Source organism: Sinorhizobium sp. GQ132 (assembly GCF_059758575.1).
The window spans coordinates 54,645-71,582 of sequence record NZ_JCAXDX010000003.1 but is presented as its reverse complement, the minus strand read 5'-3'; the positions used below and the strand labels follow the sequence as shown (position 1 = coordinate 71,582).

The 16,938-nt window shown below is 62.3% G+C and carries 11 protein-coding genes, 1 tRNA gene and 1 pseudogene; 4 read left to right on the top strand and 9 right to left on the bottom strand.

Features of this window, described 5'->3' with window-relative positions:
• Position 1 precedes the first annotated feature (1 nt).
• From AC6CIG_RS08585 to rirA, 4 genes are all read right to left on the bottom strand, one after another.
• Positions 2 to 910, bottom strand: coding sequence for an ABC transporter permease subunit (locus AC6CIG_RS08585; RefSeq protein ID WP_018094283.1), 909 nt, complete (start codon positions 908 to 910; stop codon positions 2 to 4).
• 10 nt (positions 911 to 920) lie between these two features.
• A complete protein-coding gene (locus AC6CIG_RS08580) occupies positions 921 to 1,925 on the bottom strand; it encodes an ABC transporter permease subunit (RefSeq protein WP_018094282.1) in 1,005 nt (334 codons plus the stop codon).
• Between the two features lie 104 nt (positions 1,926 to 2,029).
• The gene (locus AC6CIG_RS08575) at positions 2,030 to 3,625 is read right to left on the bottom strand and encodes an ABC transporter substrate-binding protein (protein WP_437408250.1); all 1,596 of its coding nucleotides are present in this window, start codon (positions 3,623 to 3,625) and stop codon (positions 2,030 to 2,032) included.
• A 456-nt stretch (positions 3,626 to 4,081) separates the two neighbouring features.
• Positions 4,082 to 4,546: an iron-responsive transcriptional regulator RirA gene (gene rirA, locus AC6CIG_RS08570; RefSeq protein WP_018094280.1), complete on the bottom strand. Its 465-nt coding sequence runs from the start codon at positions 4,544 to 4,546 to the stop codon at positions 4,082 to 4,084.
• Positions 4,547 to 4,735: 189 nt separating this feature from the next.
• Here rirA and AC6CIG_RS08565 point away from each other — a divergent pair, with 189 nt between their 5' ends.
• Positions 4,736 to 5,776, top strand: coding sequence for a Fe(3+) ABC transporter substrate-binding protein (locus tag AC6CIG_RS08565; protein WP_437408249.1), 1,041 nt, complete (start codon positions 4,736 to 4,738; stop codon positions 5,774 to 5,776).
• A gap of 149 nt (positions 5,777 to 5,925) precedes the next feature.
• On the opposite strand, the gene AC6CIG_RS08560 is transcribed toward AC6CIG_RS08565, so the two are convergent.
• The gene (locus tag AC6CIG_RS08560; RefSeq protein WP_437408248.1) at positions 5,926 to 7,422 is read right to left on the bottom strand and encodes a CoA-acylating methylmalonate-semialdehyde dehydrogenase; all 1,497 of its coding nucleotides are present in this window, start codon (positions 7,420 to 7,422) and stop codon (positions 5,926 to 5,928) included.
• 115 nt (positions 7,423 to 7,537) lie between these two features.
• Between AC6CIG_RS08560 and AC6CIG_RS08555 the strand changes: the two genes are divergently transcribed.
• Positions 7,538 to 8,419 carry a LysR family transcriptional regulator gene (locus AC6CIG_RS08555; RefSeq protein WP_018094277.1) on the top strand — a complete coding sequence of 294 codons (882 nt, stop codon included), beginning with the start codon at positions 7,538 to 7,540 and terminating at the stop codon, positions 8,417 to 8,419.
• 71 nt (positions 8,420 to 8,490) lie between these two features.
• Here the strand turns inward: AC6CIG_RS08555 and AC6CIG_RS08550 are convergent, their stop codons facing one another.
• From AC6CIG_RS08550 to phaP1, 4 genes and pseudogenes are all read right to left on the bottom strand, one after another.
• Positions 8,491 to 9,729: a D-arabinono-1,4-lactone oxidase gene (locus AC6CIG_RS08550; RefSeq protein WP_437408247.1), complete on the bottom strand. Its 1,239-nt coding sequence runs from the start codon at positions 9,727 to 9,729 to the stop codon at positions 8,491 to 8,493.
• Positions 9,730 to 9,739: 10 nt separating this feature from the next.
• Positions 9,740 to 10,506, bottom strand: a pseudogene (locus AC6CIG_RS08545) (SDR family NAD(P)-dependent oxidoreductase).
• 314 nt (positions 10,507 to 10,820) lie between these two features.
• Positions 10,821 to 10,897 (bottom strand) — tRNA-His (locus AC6CIG_RS08540).
• 161 nt (positions 10,898 to 11,058) lie between these two features.
• Positions 11,059 to 11,505: a phasin PhaP1 gene (gene phaP1, locus AC6CIG_RS08535; RefSeq protein WP_003527110.1), complete on the bottom strand. Its 447-nt coding sequence runs from the start codon at positions 11,503 to 11,505 to the stop codon at positions 11,059 to 11,061.
• 232 nt (positions 11,506 to 11,737) lie between these two features.
• Between phaP1 and AC6CIG_RS08530 the strand changes: the two genes are divergently transcribed.
• Positions 11,738 to 15,133, top strand: coding sequence for a PAS domain S-box protein (locus tag AC6CIG_RS08530; RefSeq protein WP_437408246.1), 3,396 nt, complete (start codon positions 11,738 to 11,740; stop codon positions 15,131 to 15,133).
• 122 nt (positions 15,134 to 15,255) lie between these two features.
• Positions 15,256 to 16,938: an ABC transporter permease gene (locus AC6CIG_RS08525; RefSeq protein WP_100669503.1), complete on the top strand. Its 1,683-nt coding sequence runs from the start codon at positions 15,256 to 15,258 to the stop codon at positions 16,936 to 16,938.

Genomic DNA, 16,938 nt, shown 5'->3' with positions numbered 1-16,938 from the left:
GTCAGGACCTCTTCAGCTTGGGGTCGAGCGCGTCGCGCAGGCCGTCGCCCATCAGATTGATTGCCAGAACGGTCACGAGGATAGCGAGGCCGGGAAGCGTCACGACCCACCAGGCACGGAGGATAAATTCGCGTGCTTCCGCCAGCATCGTTCCCCATTCCGGCGTCGGCGGCTGCGCACCCATACCCAGGAAGCCGAGTGCCGCCGCATCGAGGATCGCGCTCGAAAACGAGAGCGTCGCCTGGACGATGAGCGGGGCCATGCAGTTCGGCAGGATGGTTTTAAACATCAGCCTCGCATGTCCGGCTCCGGCGACCTTCGCCGCCACGACGTAGTCGCGCGTTTTCTCCGTCATCACCGCCGCCCGCGTCAGGCGGACGAAATGCGGCTGGAAAACCAGCGCGATCGCGATCATCGCATTGGTGAGGCCCGGCCCCAGCACCGCCACCAGGACGAGCGCCAGCAGGAGCGACGGGAAGGCCAGGATGATGTCCATGATCCGCATGATGACCGTGTCGATCCACCCGCGGAAATAGCCGGCGATGACGCCGACGAGGATTCCGCCCGTCAGGGACAGAACCGTCACGATGACGCCAACGAAGAGCGAGAACCGTGTGCCGTAGATGAGACGGGAGAGCATATCGCGGCCCACGGCGTCGGTCCCGAGCAGGAAAGTCGCGCGGCCGCCTTCCTGCCAGACGGGCGGGAGCAGCACCGCCTCGCGGAACTGGATGGTCGGGTTATGGGGTGCCACCAGCGGAGCGAAGATGGCGAGCAGCACCAGGAACAGGAAGAAGAACAGGCCGATAACGGCGCCGCGGTTCTCCGAGAAATAGTACCAGAATTCGGCGAGACGCGCCCGGCGCGTCGGATCGGTCGATATGGCGGTTGTCGCGGTAACTTCGGTCATATCGCTCTCCTCAGTGCCGGATGCGGGGGTTGATCAAGCCGTAGAGCAGATCAACGGCGAGGTTCACCAGCATGATGACCGCGGCTATGATCAAAAGCCCGCCCTGTATGACGGCATAGTCGCGCCGGAAGACCGAATCGACCATCCATTTGCCGATCCCCGGCCAGGAGAAGATCGTCTCCGTCAGGATCGCGCCCGCCAGCATCACACCGACCTGCAGGCCGATGGTGGTGACGACAGGGATCATCGCATTGCGCAGCGCATGAATGCCGACCACACGGAAGGTGGAGAGCCCCTTGGCACGTGCAGTGCGCACATAGTCTTCGGAAAGCACTTCGAGCATTGCAGAGCGGGTCTGGCGCGCAATGACGGCGAGCGGAATGGTGCCGAGAACGATCGTCGGCAGGATGAGGTGATTGAAGGCCGACTGGAACGCCCCTTCCTGGCCGGACAACAGCGAGTCGATCAGCATGAAGCCGGTGACCGACGGGAAGAAGAACATCAACGAGATACGCCCGGACACCGGCGTCCACTGCAGAATGCCGGAGACGACGATGATCAGCAGCAGGCCCCACCAGAAGATCGGCATCGAGAAGCCGATGAGCGCGGTGCCCATGATGATCTGGTCGAAGATGGATCCGCGCTTGACTGCCGCGACCACACCAGCAGGTATGCCGACGACCACCGCGAAGATAATGGCGCAGAGCGACAGCTCGACGGTCGCCGGGAAGAGCTCCATGAACTGATCGATCACCGGCTTCTTGGTGACGATCGACGTCCCGAAGTCGCCCTGCAGAACGCCCCAGAGATAATCCAGGTACTGCATGACGATGGGTCGGTCGAAGCCCAGTTGGTGGGAGATCTCGGCATGCCGCTCAGGCGACATCACCCGTTCGCCGGAAAGCAGCGCCACGGGATCGCCGGGAAGCAGGCGGATGAAGGAAAAGGCGATGATGGAAACCCCGATGAAAGTCGGGATCAGCACTGCCAAACGCCCCAGAAGGAATCGGAACATAGTCAAACCTCATGCCAACCGTGCCCGCATGAGTGGCGGCACTGGCAAAAAGGAAGAGGGGCGCTCGCCAGCGGCAAACGCCCCCTTCGGATCTGTCGATAAGATTACTCTACAATATCAACGCCGTCGAAAGCAAAGTCGCCGAGCGGGCTCTGCACGAAGCCTTCGACATTCTTGCGCATCGGGACGATGGAGAGCGAGTGGTCGAGCGTTGCCCAGGGAGCTTCGCGCTTGAAGATGACCTGCGCTTCCTCATAGAGCTTGGTGCGCTCTGCGACGTCGGATGCTTCCTTCGCCTTCGTGACGAGGTCGTCGAACTCCTTGTTGCACCACTGCGCGCGGTTGTTGCCGCCGACGGCATCGCAACCGAGCAGAGTGTCGAGGAAGTTGTCCGGGTCGCCATTGTCGCCCGTCCAGCCGAGGATGACCGCACCGTCGCGGTCCTTCGCCTTGGACTTCTCGAGATATTCCGCCCATTCGTAGGAGACGATTTCGACCTTGACGCCGACCTTTGCAAAGTCCGCCTGCATCAGTTCGGCGGCGCGACGGGCGTTCAGCATGTAGGGACGCGCGACAGGCATTGCCCAGACCTTCATCGAAAGGTCCTTGACGCCGGCATCCTCGAGCATCTTCTTGGCCGCTTCCGGATCGTAGGTGTCGTCTTCGGTCTGTTCGTTATAGGACCACATGGTCGGCGGAATCGGGTTAACCGCCGGCTGCGCCTGTCCCTGGAAGACGGCATCGACGATCGCCTGCTTGTTGATCGCCTTGTTCAGAGCCTTGCGCACTTCGACCTTGTCGAAAGGCGCCTGCGTCGTGTTGTAGGCGAGATAGGCGACGTTGAGGCCGGCCTGCTCCATCACCTTGAGGTTCGGATCGGCCTTCATGGCTTCCACATCGGCCGCGTTCGGATAGGGCATCAGGTGGCATTCGCCGGCCTGCAGCTTCTGAAAGCGAACGGCCGCATCCGTGGTGATCGCGAAGACCAGATCATCGATCTTCTGTTTTCCGCCCCAGAAGTCCGGATGAGCCTTGTAGCGGATGACCGCGTCCTGCTGGTAGCCGACAAAGGCGAAAGGACCGGTGCCGAGCGGCATCTGGTTGAGCTGGTTCATCTTGCCTTCGGCCTGCAGCTTGTCGGCATATTCCTTCGACATGATCGAAGCGAAGGGCATGGCAAGGTTGGCGAGGAACGGCGCTTCCTTGCGCTTCAGCTTGATCTTGACCGTCATGTCGTCGACTTTCTCGACCGACTCGAGCAGTTCCGGCAGGCCCATGCCGGCGAAATATTCCCAGGAACCGCCGGTTACGTAGCCGTGCCACGGATGGTCGGACTTCCACTGGCGCTCGATCGAGAAGATCACATCGTCGGCGTTCAGTTCACGAGTGGGGGTGAAGAACTCGGTCGTCTGGAACTTGACGCCGGGACGCAGCTTGAAAGTATATTCAAGGCCGTCGTCGGAAATCGTCCAGCTTTCGGCGAGCCCGGGCTCGGTCTCCGTCGTGCCCTTCTTGAACTCGAGAAGACGGCTGTAGACGGTATGCGCGGCAGCGTCGAAGGTCGTGCCGGCCGTATAGAGGCCGGGATCAAAGCCCTCCGGCGACCCTTCCGAGCAGAAGACGAACGTTTTCGACCAGGCGGTGCCGGCCATCAGCGTGGCAATCGCCGTCGCTGCCAAGAGAGTAGTGAGCTTTTTCATGAGCTTGCTTCCCAGATTTGTTTTTGTTCTCGCAATTTATCTGACACGGCATGACGTTTACACCCGGTCAAGGGCGGATGGAACGACATTTGGCGTCGCAATGCAATAAGTCGCTTTGGAATTTTGTCTATGCGAAAAATTCTTCCGCAAACAGAGCATGCGGAACTATCCCCGACTTTCGCCGGCAGCCGCGGTTCCGGGGCAAGCAATGCGAGTCGCGAACTCTCAAGGGGAATGCAGATAAACTCTAAGCTGCGCTGTCGAAGGGAAACATTCGACCTCGAAAATGCTCAATACCGTTCGAGGTGCCGAGATCGCCCGCCGGAAGCAAGACCTGTCGACTGGAAGCAGCAGTTCGCGGATGAGTTGCCGCCAGCGTACGCGGGTTTTCCGTCCCGCTCTCACGCTGCTTCAGGGCAGAGCCTCTCGGCCACAAGCTCGCAGACGCGAGTGAACTCAGGCGGCCGAGGTCTGCGGGCGCACTGGCTCTTCCAGGCCCAGGAGGAAGTTGATCTGCGGCCTGGCCTTGACCAGGTCGTCGATCGTGTACCCCTGAAGCACTTCGAAAAAGGCGTTCAGCGCCTTGCGCAGCGCGGCGTTGAGGCCGCAGCTGTCCACCAGCGGGCAGTCGATCTCGCCCGCCTCGAAGCATTCCGCCATGGCGAAACTGTCTTCCGTGACTTTGACGACGTCGAAAAGGGTGATCTCCGACGCCGGCTTCGGCAGGCGGACGCCGCCGTTGCGGCCGCGCACCGTCTCGACCAGGCCGGCTCTCGTGAGCGGCTGCAGAATCTTGAAGAGGAACAGCTCGGATACGCCGTAAGCCCTGGCAATCTCGGGAATGCGGCTGAGCTTCTCGCCGTTCGCAGCACAGTACATCAACATGCGTACCGCGTAGTTGGTTTGCTTCGTCAGACGCATTTTTTGCTCCGGATTCGATAAATTCGTGCCTCATCATATAGGACGGATCGCAGTTTGGAACAATTCCAAAAAGTGGAAATATTCACGAAGGTTATCTCTTTACCTTTTCGCTGTTGACTGACGCGCCGGCGGACGGCAGAAATATGATTGAGTTAGTTAAGTTTAAAACACGAAAAAGGAGAGAGCACCATGCAAATTTCAAAAGCGCTGATCGGAGCGCTGTCCGTAGCGGCGACGTTTCTTGCCTCTACGGCGGTCCGAGCCGACGGAGAGGTCAACATCTACTCTTACCGGCAGCCGGACCTCATTAAGCCGCTTTTGGACGCCTTCACCGAGAAGACGGGCATTACGACCAACGTCCTCTTCCTCGACAAGGGTCTTGTCGAGCGCATCCAGGCTGAAGGCGCAAACTCTCCAGCCGACGTGATTCTGACCGTGGACATCAGCCGCCTGACCGAAGCGAAGGACGCGGGCGTGACGCAGCCGGTCGTCAACGAGACCATCAACAAGGACATTCCCGACCATTTCCGGGATCCGGACGGCAACTGGTTCGGCCTGACGACACGCGGCCGCGTCGTCTATGCCTCGAAGGAGCGCGTAGCGCAGGACGACATCACCTATGAGGAACTCGCCGACCCGAAGTGGAAGGGCAAGATCTGCACCCGCGACGGCCAGCACTCCTATAATGTCGGCCTGTTCGCCTCCATGATCGCCCACCACGGCGAAGCCGAAGCGGAAAAATGGCTGACCGGCCTCAGGAACAATCTCGCCAAGAAGCCGGACGGCGGCGATCGCGACCAGGCCAAGGCGATCTTCGCCGGCGAATGCGACATTGCGCTCGGCAACAGCTACTATGTCGGCCTTATGATCACCAACGAGAAGGAGCCCGAGCAGAAGGAATGGGCTGCGGCGATCAAGGTGCTGTTCCCGAACACCAAGGACCGGGGCACGCATGTGAACATCTCCGGCATGGCGCTCGCCAAGAACGCGCCGAACAAGGAAAATGCCCTCAAGCTCATGGAATTCCTGTCGGAAGGCGAAGCGCAGAAAATCTATGCCGAACAGGTCTTCGAGTATCCGGTTCTGCCGGGCGCCGAACCGTCGGAAGTCGTGAAGTCCTTCGGCGAGATCAAGCCGGACACGCTGCCGCTTGCCGAAATCGCGGCAAACCGCAAGAAGGCCTCGGAAATCGTCGACAAGATCGGCTACAACGACGGCCCGCAGGACTGAGACCGACGATCTAAGCAATACGAGGACGGCGGGCGCATGCCCGCCGTTTTCGTGCCGGCCCCAGGGGGACGAACCGTTATTCGCGCCGCCTCGATCCAATCCGGGGCCTCCCGAAGGAGGCCCCAGTCGGTCAGGCGTTCGCTGCCGCGTTATCGCATCGTCGGTATCGAGAACTCGGCCCCATCCTTGATGCCGGACGGCCAGCGGGACGTGATCGTCTTCGTCCGCGTCCAGAATTTGATCGAGTCCGGCCCATGCTGGTTGAGGTCGCCGAAGGACGAGGATTTCCAGCCGCCGAAGGAATGGTAGGCGAGCGGAACCGGGATCGGAACATTGACGCCGACCATGCCGATATTGATGCGGGAGGCGAAGTCGCGCGCCGCATCGCCGTCGCGGGTATAGATGGCGACACCGTTGCCGTATTCGTGCTTCATCGGCAGCGACAGGGCCTCTTCGTAATTCCTGGCCCGGACGACCGACAGGACGGGTCCGAAGATTTCGGTCTTGTAGATGTCCATGTCGGGTGTGACGTCGTCGAAGAGGCAGCCGCCGATGAAGTGGCCGTTCTCATAGCCCTGCAGCTTGAAGTCGCGGCCGTCGACCACGAGCTTCGCACCCTGCTCGATGCCGCTGTCGATCAGGCTGCGGATGCGCTGCTCCGCCTCCTTGGTGACGACGGGGCCCATATCGGCCTTTTCGTCGGTATAGGGACCGATGCGCAGGCTTTCGACCATCGGAACAAGCTTGTCGATCAGACGGTTTGCGGTTTCCTCGCCGACCGGAACGGCGACCGAGATCGCCATGCAACGCTCGCCCGCGGAACCGTAGCCGGCGCCGATGAGTGCGTTGGCCGCCTGGTCAAGGTCGGCGTCCGGCATGATGATCATGTGGTTCTTTGCGCCGCCGAAGCATTGCGCACGCTTGCCGTTCATCGCAGCCGTGCCATAGACGTAGCGGGCGATCGGGGTCGAGCCGACGAAGGAAACGGCGGCGATATCGGGATGCGTCAGGATCGCATCCACCGCGCCCTTGTCACCGTTGACGACGTTGAGGATGCCCGCCGGCAGACCGGCTTCGATCATCAGTTCGGCAAGGCGGATCGGCACGGAGGGATCGCGTTCGGAAGGCTTGAGGATGAATGCATTGCCGCAGGCGATCGCCGGGGCGAACATCCACATCGGGATCATGCCGGGAAAATTGAACGGGGTGATGCCGGCGCCGACGCCGACCGGCTGGCGGATCGAGTACATGTCGATGCCGGGACCCGCGCCTTCGGTGAATTCGCTCTTCTGCAGGTGTGGAATGCCGATGACGAATTCGCAGACTTCGAGGCCGCGCACGATGTCGCCCTTGGCGTCGTCGATGGTCTTGCCGTGCTCGCGGGAAAGCATCTCGGCCAGCTCGTTCATGTTGTCGTTCAGGAGCTGGACGAACTTCATGAAGACGCGGGCGCGGCGCTGAGGATTGGTTGCGGCCCAGTTGGGCTGGGCAGCCTTGGCGCTCTCGACGGCGGCGGCCAGGTCCGCGTCGCTCGCCAGCGCTACGGTGCCTTGAACTTCGCCCGTTGCCGGGTTGAAGATGTTGCTGACGCGACCGCTCGTGCCGGCAACGCGCTTGCCGTCGATGAAATGACCGAGTTCATACATGAGTGTTTCTCCTGACCCTTGATTGTGCCCTCATGATCGCACTACGATTTCAACAATTCAATTTCCGAATTTCAGGAACCGTTGTGCACAGATTAAAGTCCATGAAAGCGTTCGCATGAACTGGGACGACGTCCGGGTATTTCTGGCCGTCGCGCGGACGGGCCAGATCCTCGCCGCCTCGAAAAGGCTCGGCATCAATCACGCGACGCTCAGCCGGCGGGTTACCGCGCTCGAGGAAAAGCTGAAAGCGAAGCTCCTCATCCGGCGTCCCAACGGCTGCGAACTAACGGCCGAAGGCGAGGTCTTCTTTGCCGCGGCCGAGCGCATGGAAACCGAGATGCTCGCCGCCCAATCGCAGGTCGGGCGGATCGATACGGCGATCGCGGGCACGGTGCGCATCGGCGCCCCTGATGGTTTCGGCGTCTCGTTCCTGGCGCCGCGTCTCGGGCGGCTCACGGCACGTTACCCGGAACTGAAGCTCCAGCTCGTTCCTGTTCCGCGCTCCTTCTCGCTGTCGCAGCGCGAGGCCGATATCGCGATTACCATCGAACGGCCGGAACAGGGGCGGCTCGTCTCGTCCAAGCTTACCGATTATACACTGGGCCTCTACGCATCGGCAGAATATCTTGGCCGCTACGGCACACCCGGGTCTGTCGACGATCTCAAGAACCATCGCCGGATCGGTTATGTGGAGGATCTGATCTTCACGCCGTCGCTCAATTTCTCCAGCGAGGTCATGCGCAGCTGGAATGCCTCCTTCGAGATCTCCAGCGCCACGGGCCAGACCGAAGCCGCCCGCTCCAGCGCCGGCATCGGCATCCTGCATAACTACATCGCCCGGCAATATCCGGAGCTTGTACGCCTGCTCCCCCAGACGACGATCCGACGCGCCTACTGGACGACCTATCACGAGAGCGCCCGCGACCTGGTGCGCGTGCGCACGGTCGCAGCGTTTCTGCAGGAACTGGTGACGGCGGAGCATCAGATATTCGTTTAGAGCGGGATGAGGAAAACTGTGTGCGGTTTCGGCCGCATCCCGCGTGTCAACTCCACCTGAAATCATGAAGGTCAGCCGAGCAGCATCTTCAGATGGTCGTTCAGGAAGCGCCCTTTCGGGTCCAGTTCCCTTCGCAGCGCGCGGAAGTCCCCGGCACGCGGATAGAGATGCGTCACATCGTCGGTGTCGAGGAAATGCATCTTCCCCCAATGCGGCCGCGAGTCGTATCCGCGCAGGATCTGGTCGACGTCCTTCAGATATGCCCAGTAATCGATTCCCGGGCCGCCCGAGACGGAGAGCGTGATGCTGTCCTGGTGATGGAAGGGGCTCATCCACGCCGGATCGCCGGCGGTGAAGCGATATTCGATCGGATAGATGCAGTTCGTATGCTTGTTGAGCATGAGATCGCGCACGGCTCTGACTGCTGCCTTGCCGTGTTCGAGGGGCACCGCATATTCGAGTTCGACGAAGTTGGGGACGTATTCGATGGGATAGACTTCCGAACTGTAGGCGATCTTTTCGAACTCGCTCTCCATGGGCGCTGCGTCGGTGATATCCATCACCTTCATTTCGCAGACATCGGCCAATTTGTTCGTGGACGAGACGGCCGAGGTATCCGGCAGGCAGTAGAGGTGACGGCTTTCCGGCGTCGGGCACCAGAAAAATCCGAAATGCCGGTGATTTGCGGCCAGTTCGTCATGGCGCTCCATGCAGGTCTCGAAGTCGTCACGCCACAGCCGCTCGTGCAGGTTATAGGCGTCCATGACGTTGAGCGTCATGGACGAGATGACGCCGAGCGTGCCGACCGAGACCTGAGCCGCGTGGAGGAGTTCTTCGTCGCTCCCATCGATGTCGAGAATTTCCCCGTTCGCCTTGACGATCCTCATTCCGGCGATCGAAGACGCCATGTTTGCGAGCTTGATCCCGGTCCCGTGGGTTCCGGTGGTAAAGGCGCCGGCGACCGCCTGGCTGTCGATATCGCCCTGATTGATCAGCGACAGTCCGTGCTGCTTCAGCGTCTTGCCCACCTCGTTGATGCGCGTTCCGCCTGCCACGGTAATTTGCTTGCGCGCCTTGTCGACGTTCTGAACGCCCCTGAGATTTGCCAGCGACAAAAGGAGACCGCTGGTCCCTACGACCGGCGTGAAGGAGTGGCCCGAACCCGAGACGCGCACTCCGAGATCCCGCTTGTCCGCCTCTGCGACCAGTTCGGCCAGTTCGGACTCGGATTCGGGCGAGGCCTTGTATTGCGATACGCAATACTGATTGCCTACCCAGTTCCGCCAGACTCCACCTTTCTCGAAAGCCATGTTTCTCCCCTCACACCGCTGTAAAACAATTGTCGACGAACAGATGGGCGCCGCTGACGAAGCTTGCGTCGTCGCTCGCAAGATAAAGGGCGGCCTTGGCGACCTCGTCCGGCCGGCACATCCGCCCCTGCTGGGCGGCGATCGCCGCCTCGGAGACATCGACCCCGTAGCGGGTCAGCTCCTCGACTTCCCTTTGGCCGTGCGCCGTCTGGATGAAACCGGGGCAAACCGCATTGCACCGGATGTTCCGATCCCTGAACTCCACGGCGACGGATCGGGCGAACATGTGGCACGCCCCCTTGGTCGTATTGTAAAGAACCTCCATCGGCGTTGCGGCCACCGCCGATATGGAAGAGGTGCAGACGATCGATCCGCCTCCGGCGTCGATCATCTGGGGAAGAACGGCGCGGGTCATGAGGAACATGCTGCGCACGTTGACGGCCATCAGCCTGTCCCACTCGTCGACCGTGGTCTCCAGAAACGGCCGAATGACGATGGTGCCCGCGTGATTGAACAGGACCGTGATCGGTCCGAGTTCTCCCGAAACCCTTCCACCGCTTGCGTTACCTGACGTTCGTCCGACACGTCGGCCGAGGCGAATGCCGCTCTGAAGCCCTCGCTGCGGAGGCGGGCGGCGATGGCCTCGCCATCGCTCTGCGGGAGATCCACGATCCCGACCGCTGCGCCCTCCCGAGCGAAAAGTTCGGTGGCGGCGAGACCACACCCCCCTGCCCCGCCGCTGATAAGCGCAATTTTTCCGTCCAGTCGACCAGCCACGTGCTCCTCCAGCCGTCGTCGTGCTGCCTGCCGGCGCGGCCTGGAACGGCTCTCTCAGCGTCTTGATGTCCAGGTCGGCTAAGGCAGCTATGATGCTTGTCCCACTCGGTGAGAATGCCGCAGCGTGACGAAGCAGTCTATATTCCAGAGGTGATAAGGTCGGGGCCACATCCCCGACGCAACGAGGATTGAGTGCGGCGAGCGCAGAAGGCCGAAGTGCCAGACCTATCGGCGTTTTCGCCGCCTGGGCATTCGACCACAACCACGAGCCTTGCGGATCGTGGACCGGCTGGAAGGATATGTCTTGAAAGAAATGGTACGGTTGGGTGGTCTCGAACCACCGACCTCAGGTGCCACAAACCTGCGCTCTAACCAACTGAGCTACAACCGCACTCGACGGGCGACTCCAATGTTATTCGGGTCGTCGCTTGGCGGCTCACATACGGTCACTCACACCGATTTGCAAGCCTTAAGTTCAGATTATCCAGCAAAAAGACCGGATGGCAAGCCACCCGGTCTTTGCTTCGAATCCGATTGAAACGGCGCGGCCGATCAGCCCTTCTTGAGGCTGGACATCGCCTTTTCCGCGGCATCCTTGCCGGGCTTGGCAACGTTCTCGGCGACCTTGCGCGTTGCTTCCTGCATCGTCTTCGCCTGCTCGACGGCAAGCTCGGCCTGCTTGCGGATGAAGGCGGTCTGCAGTTCGACGAGTTCGGAGAGCGACCTCACGCCGAGCAGAGCTTCCATGTGCGAGAGCGAGCTTTCGGCATTGGTGCGCAGCGCGTCGATGGCCTTCAGGCCGAGTTCGACGGTGCCCGATTGAGCGCTCTCGACCGTCGCTTCGACAGTCTTCGCTGCTTCCTCGGTCGCGGTCTTCATCTTGGCGTAGGCTTCCTTCGACTGCGCGGCGCCCTTTTCGGCGAACTCGCGGAAGCTGTCGGCAAACTTGGTCGGGTCGAAAGAGAGGGAAAATGCGTCTTCGGTCTTCCTGGTAGCCATTTCATGCGCTCCTTGGTGTGGCCCTCTTCAGAGGCGCCGTTTTGATTGATGACGCTTCTATAGCCGATTTGGTTGTGCGTTGCAATAAATTTGTGCAGCGCACAATAAGCCGTGCACATTAACCTTCCGCGCCGAAAGACGTGGCCGAGGCCGCACCGTTGCTGGACCCTCGCCGATGGGCTGGGTATTAATAGAGCGTTAACGCGCAAGCGATCCGTCAGTAGGTCTGCCGATGCCCGAAAGACAGTACCCCTTCATCGACATTGCCGTGCATGCACGGGTGCGGGAGCATTTTGCCCGGGGGGATGCGTCCGTCCTTTTTTCGAAGAGTGTCGCGCGAGTGCTATGGGCCAACGACCAGGGCGCAAAGCTGTTCGGAACGGCCTCGGTCTACGATTTCATCGATACCGACCTCGATCCGAGCGATCTTTCGCTTCGCCAGTTGCGCGCCGCCGCGGCGCAGCTCGCCGCCGTCGGGGACCGCCGGCAGCTTCTGATCCGTATGGCATCGGGCTTTCGCCGGCTTCCGCTCAACGCCGCCGTGGAGATGATCCGCATCGCACCCGGGGAAGAGGCAATTCTGTTCACCGCGCCGAACAACGGCAAGGCGCTTTCGGCCGAGGCCCGCGCCGAGGCTATGATTGCCGGGCTCGACGGCCCGGACACGCACATGGCCGTGCTCGATAGCGACGGGTCCATCGTTGCCGGCTCGCCCGGATTCGAGAGTCTCGGTCTTTCGGCGGATATTCGCCGAACGCTCGTTGCAGCCGCTGCGAACGACAAGGATCGCCTGATCAAGCGTCCGGTCGCGACGGAAAAAGGGCGCCTGCCGGCTGCAGTCGGCAAGATTTCGGACCACCCGGCCCTCCACCTGCTCTTCGCGGTCGAGGCAATCCTCGAAAAACCGGAGACCGGAGAGGCCGTCGGCGAAACAGCGCAGGAGCAGGCGATCCCCGCCGCACCTGCGCCGTCGAGCGAAACACGAGAGGCGGTTCCTCCGTCCGCGACACCGGCGGAGACGAACCAGGCGGAGGCGCCCGTTGAGGAAGCCGAGGCCCCGGAGGCGGCTGCAGCGAGAGAACACGAAGTGCCTGTCGAGAACGGCACCGCGGAGGATGCGCAAGGGGAGCTCGCTCCGAAGGACGAGGCCGAGGCGGCCGATCTCGCCGAGCCTGAAACGCCGCTTGAAGCCGAACCGGCTTCCGGCGAACCGGCTGGCGATGCGAATCGTGACGGCGAAACCACCGACTTTGCGTTTGCGGCCGGCGGACGGGCGGTTCGGTTCGTCTGGAAGATCGACGCGGAGGGACGTTTCAGCGAAATCTCCGAAGAGTTCGCGTCAGCCGTCGGCCCGAAGGCCGCCGACGTGATCGGCGTGACCTTCACCGATCTCGCCGACCGCTACGATCTCGACCCCGACGACAAGATCAACGAGCTTCTGCACCGCCGCGATACCTGGTCCGGCAAAACGATCTTCTGGCCGGTCCAGGGAACCAATCTCAAGGTGCCGGTCGATCTCGCCGCCCTTCCCACCTATTCCCGTTCGCGCGAGTTCGACGGCTTCCGCGGCTTCGGCATTGTCAGGGTCGCCGACGCCGTGCCGGACGCGAAGGCGGCCGGGCTTTCGCTCGACCGGCCGGCGCCGGCGCCGATCGCGCAGGCTTCAAGCGACATGTCGGCTGAGCGCGCCGATGCGCCGCAGGCTGAGGCTGGCTCCAGGACCGGCCCTGCCGCCGAGAGTGGGAAAGATGCGGCCGAGGCTGCACAGGGCGTATCGGAAGACCCTTTCCGCGGCGAACAGCCCGCCTTGCGGGTCGTCGAAACCACCGGACGGCAGGCCTCCGACAAGGTCATCGACCTCGACGAGCGCCGACCGGCGGGAGCCGGCGCGCTGACCCGCGGCGAGCAGGCGGCCTTCCGCGAGATTGCAAGGCAGCTCGGCGAGCATTTCGCCCCTGATCCGCTGCCGCAGGAGGGCAGATCCGAAGGCCGGCACGCAGCGGACACCTCCCCCAGCACGCCGGCTGCCATGGAAGAAAGCCGACAGACGGAGGAAGCCGAGGCGCCAGGCGGACAGCACGATGCGACGCCGGCGGGCGAGACCCCTGCTGCGGCAACGGAGCCCGGCCTCGCCGCACGCAACGGCGCAGCCATGAGCAGCGAGATTCTCGACAGGCTGCCGGTCGCGTTGCTGGTTCACCACGGCGACGCCTTGCTGCATGCCAATGCGGAATTCCTGCGGCTGACCGGATATGAGGATCTCGAAGCCTTCAAGCAGGAGGGTGGCCTCGAGGCCCTGTTCGCTCTCGGCAACGAGGCAGGCGCGGCAAAGCCGAACGGAACCATGACGCTGGTCCGCAAGGATGGCAGGCTCGTTCCCGTCGGCGCCCACCTGCATTCGATCCGCTGGGAAGGAAAGAGCGCGCTGATGCTTGCGCTGACCCCGGCCGGCGCAAGCGAAGCGGAGAAGCAGGCGCTCGAAGACGAAGGAGCGGCAGAAGCAAGCCGGCTCCGGATGGAGATCGACGAGCTTCGATCGATTCTGGAGACCGCGACCGATGGGGTCGTGGTCCTCGGACGGGACGGCGACATCCGGACGATGAACCGCTCCGCAAGCGCGCTCTTCGACTATGACGAGGCCGATATGCGCGGAAAGCCGTTCGCCGCGCTCTTCGCCCATGAGAGCCAGAAGGCGGTGATCGACTATCTCCAAGGCCTTTCCGGCCACGGCGTCGCAAGCGTGCTCAACGATGGACGGGAAGTGATCGGCCGCGAGGCCGCCGGCGGCTTCATTCCGCTGTTCATGACCATCGGCCGGCTCTCCTCCTCCAACGGTTACTGCGCCGTCATCCGCGACATCACCCAGTGGAAGCGGACCGAAGAGGAACTTCGCAACGCCAAGCGCGCCGCCGAGACGGCAAATGCTCACAAGACGGAATTCCTGGCCCGGGTCAGCCACGAGATCCGCACGCCGCTCAACGCCATTATCGGGTTTTCCGACATGATGGCGAGCGAGCATTTCGGCCCCATCGGCCATCCGCGCTATATCGAATATGCCGGCGACATCGGCCGGTCGGGACGGCATGTCCTCGACATCGTCAACGATCTGCTCGACATCTCGAAGATCGAGGCCGGCGAGATGGATCTCGACTTCGGCGCCGTTGATCTCAATGAGGCCGTTTCCGAGGCCGTGTCGCTGGTGCAGCCGCAGGCCAATAGCCAGCGCGTGATCATCCGCACCTCGCTGTCGGGCTCCGTGCCCGAAGTCGTCGCCGACGACCGTTCGATCAAGCAGATCGCCCTGAACATCCTCGCGAATGCCATCCGCTTTACGCCGTCGGGCGGCCAGATCGTCGTGTCGACGTCCTACGAGGCCAATGGCAGCGTCATGCTGAGAATCCGCGACACCGGCATCGGCATGACCCGCAACGAGCTCGACCAGGCTATGAAGCCCTTCCGTCAGGTCACGACCGGCGGCCGCAAGCGTGGCGACGGCACCGGCCTCGGCCTGCCGCTGACGAAAGCGATGGCGGAAGCGAACCGAGCGCAGTTTGCCATCACTTCCGCCCCGAACGAGGGCACACTGGTGGAAATATCCTTTCCCTCACAACGCGTCTTGGCCAATTGAAACCGAATGCTGTAAGGAAATGTTGACCTGAAGGAACCAGTTTGTCGGTTCTCGAAGGTTGAGGAAACTGCGGGCCGTTTCCTCACTCGTCATTTCGATCGGCATTGCTTCGGACGGATCGTTTGCACTTCACCGCCAAAAGCCTCAAGCGGCGCTACGCCAGCTCCGGCACCGGCCTTCACCATCCGCTGCTCACCGGCTGGGCCGGACTCGCCTCCGCGGTCGTGCTCATGCCGATTCTTGCCATTGCGTGGCTCGCCATTTCCGGCGGCACCGCAGACTGGCCGCATCTCATCGAAAACGTCATCCCGCGCGCAACCGGTCGCACGCTTCTCCTGGTCCTGTTCACAGGCACCGCCACCGCCGTGATCGGCATCGTCACCGCCTGGCTGGTGGCAACCTATGAATTTCCGTTGCGGCGCTTCCTTTCCGCGGCCCTGGTGCTGCCGCTTGCCATACCGGCCTATCTTTCGGCCTATGCCTTCGGGGAGTTGCTCACCTTCACCGGCCCTGTGCAGGGGCTGATCCGAGCCCTCTTCGGATTTCAGACGAGCCGCGATTACTGGTTTCCCGACGTGCGCTCCCTTGGCGGCGCCGTGCTCGTGCTGAGCTCGGTGCTCTATCCCTATATCTATCTCGCCTGCCGCTCGATGTTCCTCATGCAGGGCCGCGCCGCCGCGGACGTGGCCCGGACGCTCGGCGCCGGACCGCTGAAGGTCTTCTTCCGCGTCCAGCTTCCGATGGCGCGGCCGGCGATCATGATCGGCCTCACGCTCGTTGCCATGGAAACGCTGAACGATATCGGGGCGGTCGAATTTCTCGGCGTGCAGACCCTGACCTTCTCCATCTTCGACACCTGGCTCAACCGCGGCAGCCTCGCCGGCGCGGCGCAGATCGCCTGCATCATGCTGGTTTTCGTCATTGGGCTGATGATGGTCGAGAGGGCGGCGCGCCGCAGACAGCGCTTTGCGAGCCAGAAGACCACGGCCGCAGTTCACGACGCCGCGAGGCTGAAACTTTCCGGCTGGAAGAAATGGGCAGCGACGGCCGCCTGCCTTTTGCCGACGCTGTCGGGCTTTGCCGTTCCATTCCTCGTTCTGGGCGACTATGCCCTGAAACGCCTCGACCAGTTCCTGGCACCCCGCCTCCTGAGTGCGCTGCTAAACAGCATCCTCGTCTCCGGACTGACGGCGTTTGCGACCGTGCTCCTGGGTTTCGTGCTCGCCTATGCCGCGCGCACCGGGCGTTCGCGCATCATCGATATCGCCGGGCGGCTCGCCTCCTTCGGCTATGGCGTGCCCGGAACGGTCCTGGCAATCGGGGTGCTCTTTCCGCTCGCGGCCCTGGACAATGCCATCGACGCCGAGATGCGGGGGCTTTTCGGGATTTCCACCGGCCTGCTCATGAGCGGCACCGGCTTTGCCATCATCTATGCCTGCACGGTCCGGTTCCTGACCATGGCGGAAGGGACGCTCGAAGCCGGCTTCCAGAAACTGTCGCCGCATCTGGACATGGCCGCACGCGCGCTCGGGCGCACGAGCGGCCAGACGCTGCGGGCGGTCCTCCTGCCCATGATGCGGCCCGCAGTGCTGACGGCCGCGCTCCTCGTCTTCATAGAGACGATGAAAGAGCTTTCCGCGACCATCATGCTGCGTCCGTTCAATTTCAATACGCTCGCGACGCTGGTCTACGAGGATGCCTCGCGGGCGAAGGTGGAAGACGCCTCCGTTGCGGCGATGATCATCGTCCTGGCCGGGATGGTCCCCGTCATCCTGGTGTCCCGGTCGCTCGAACGCAGGTCATAG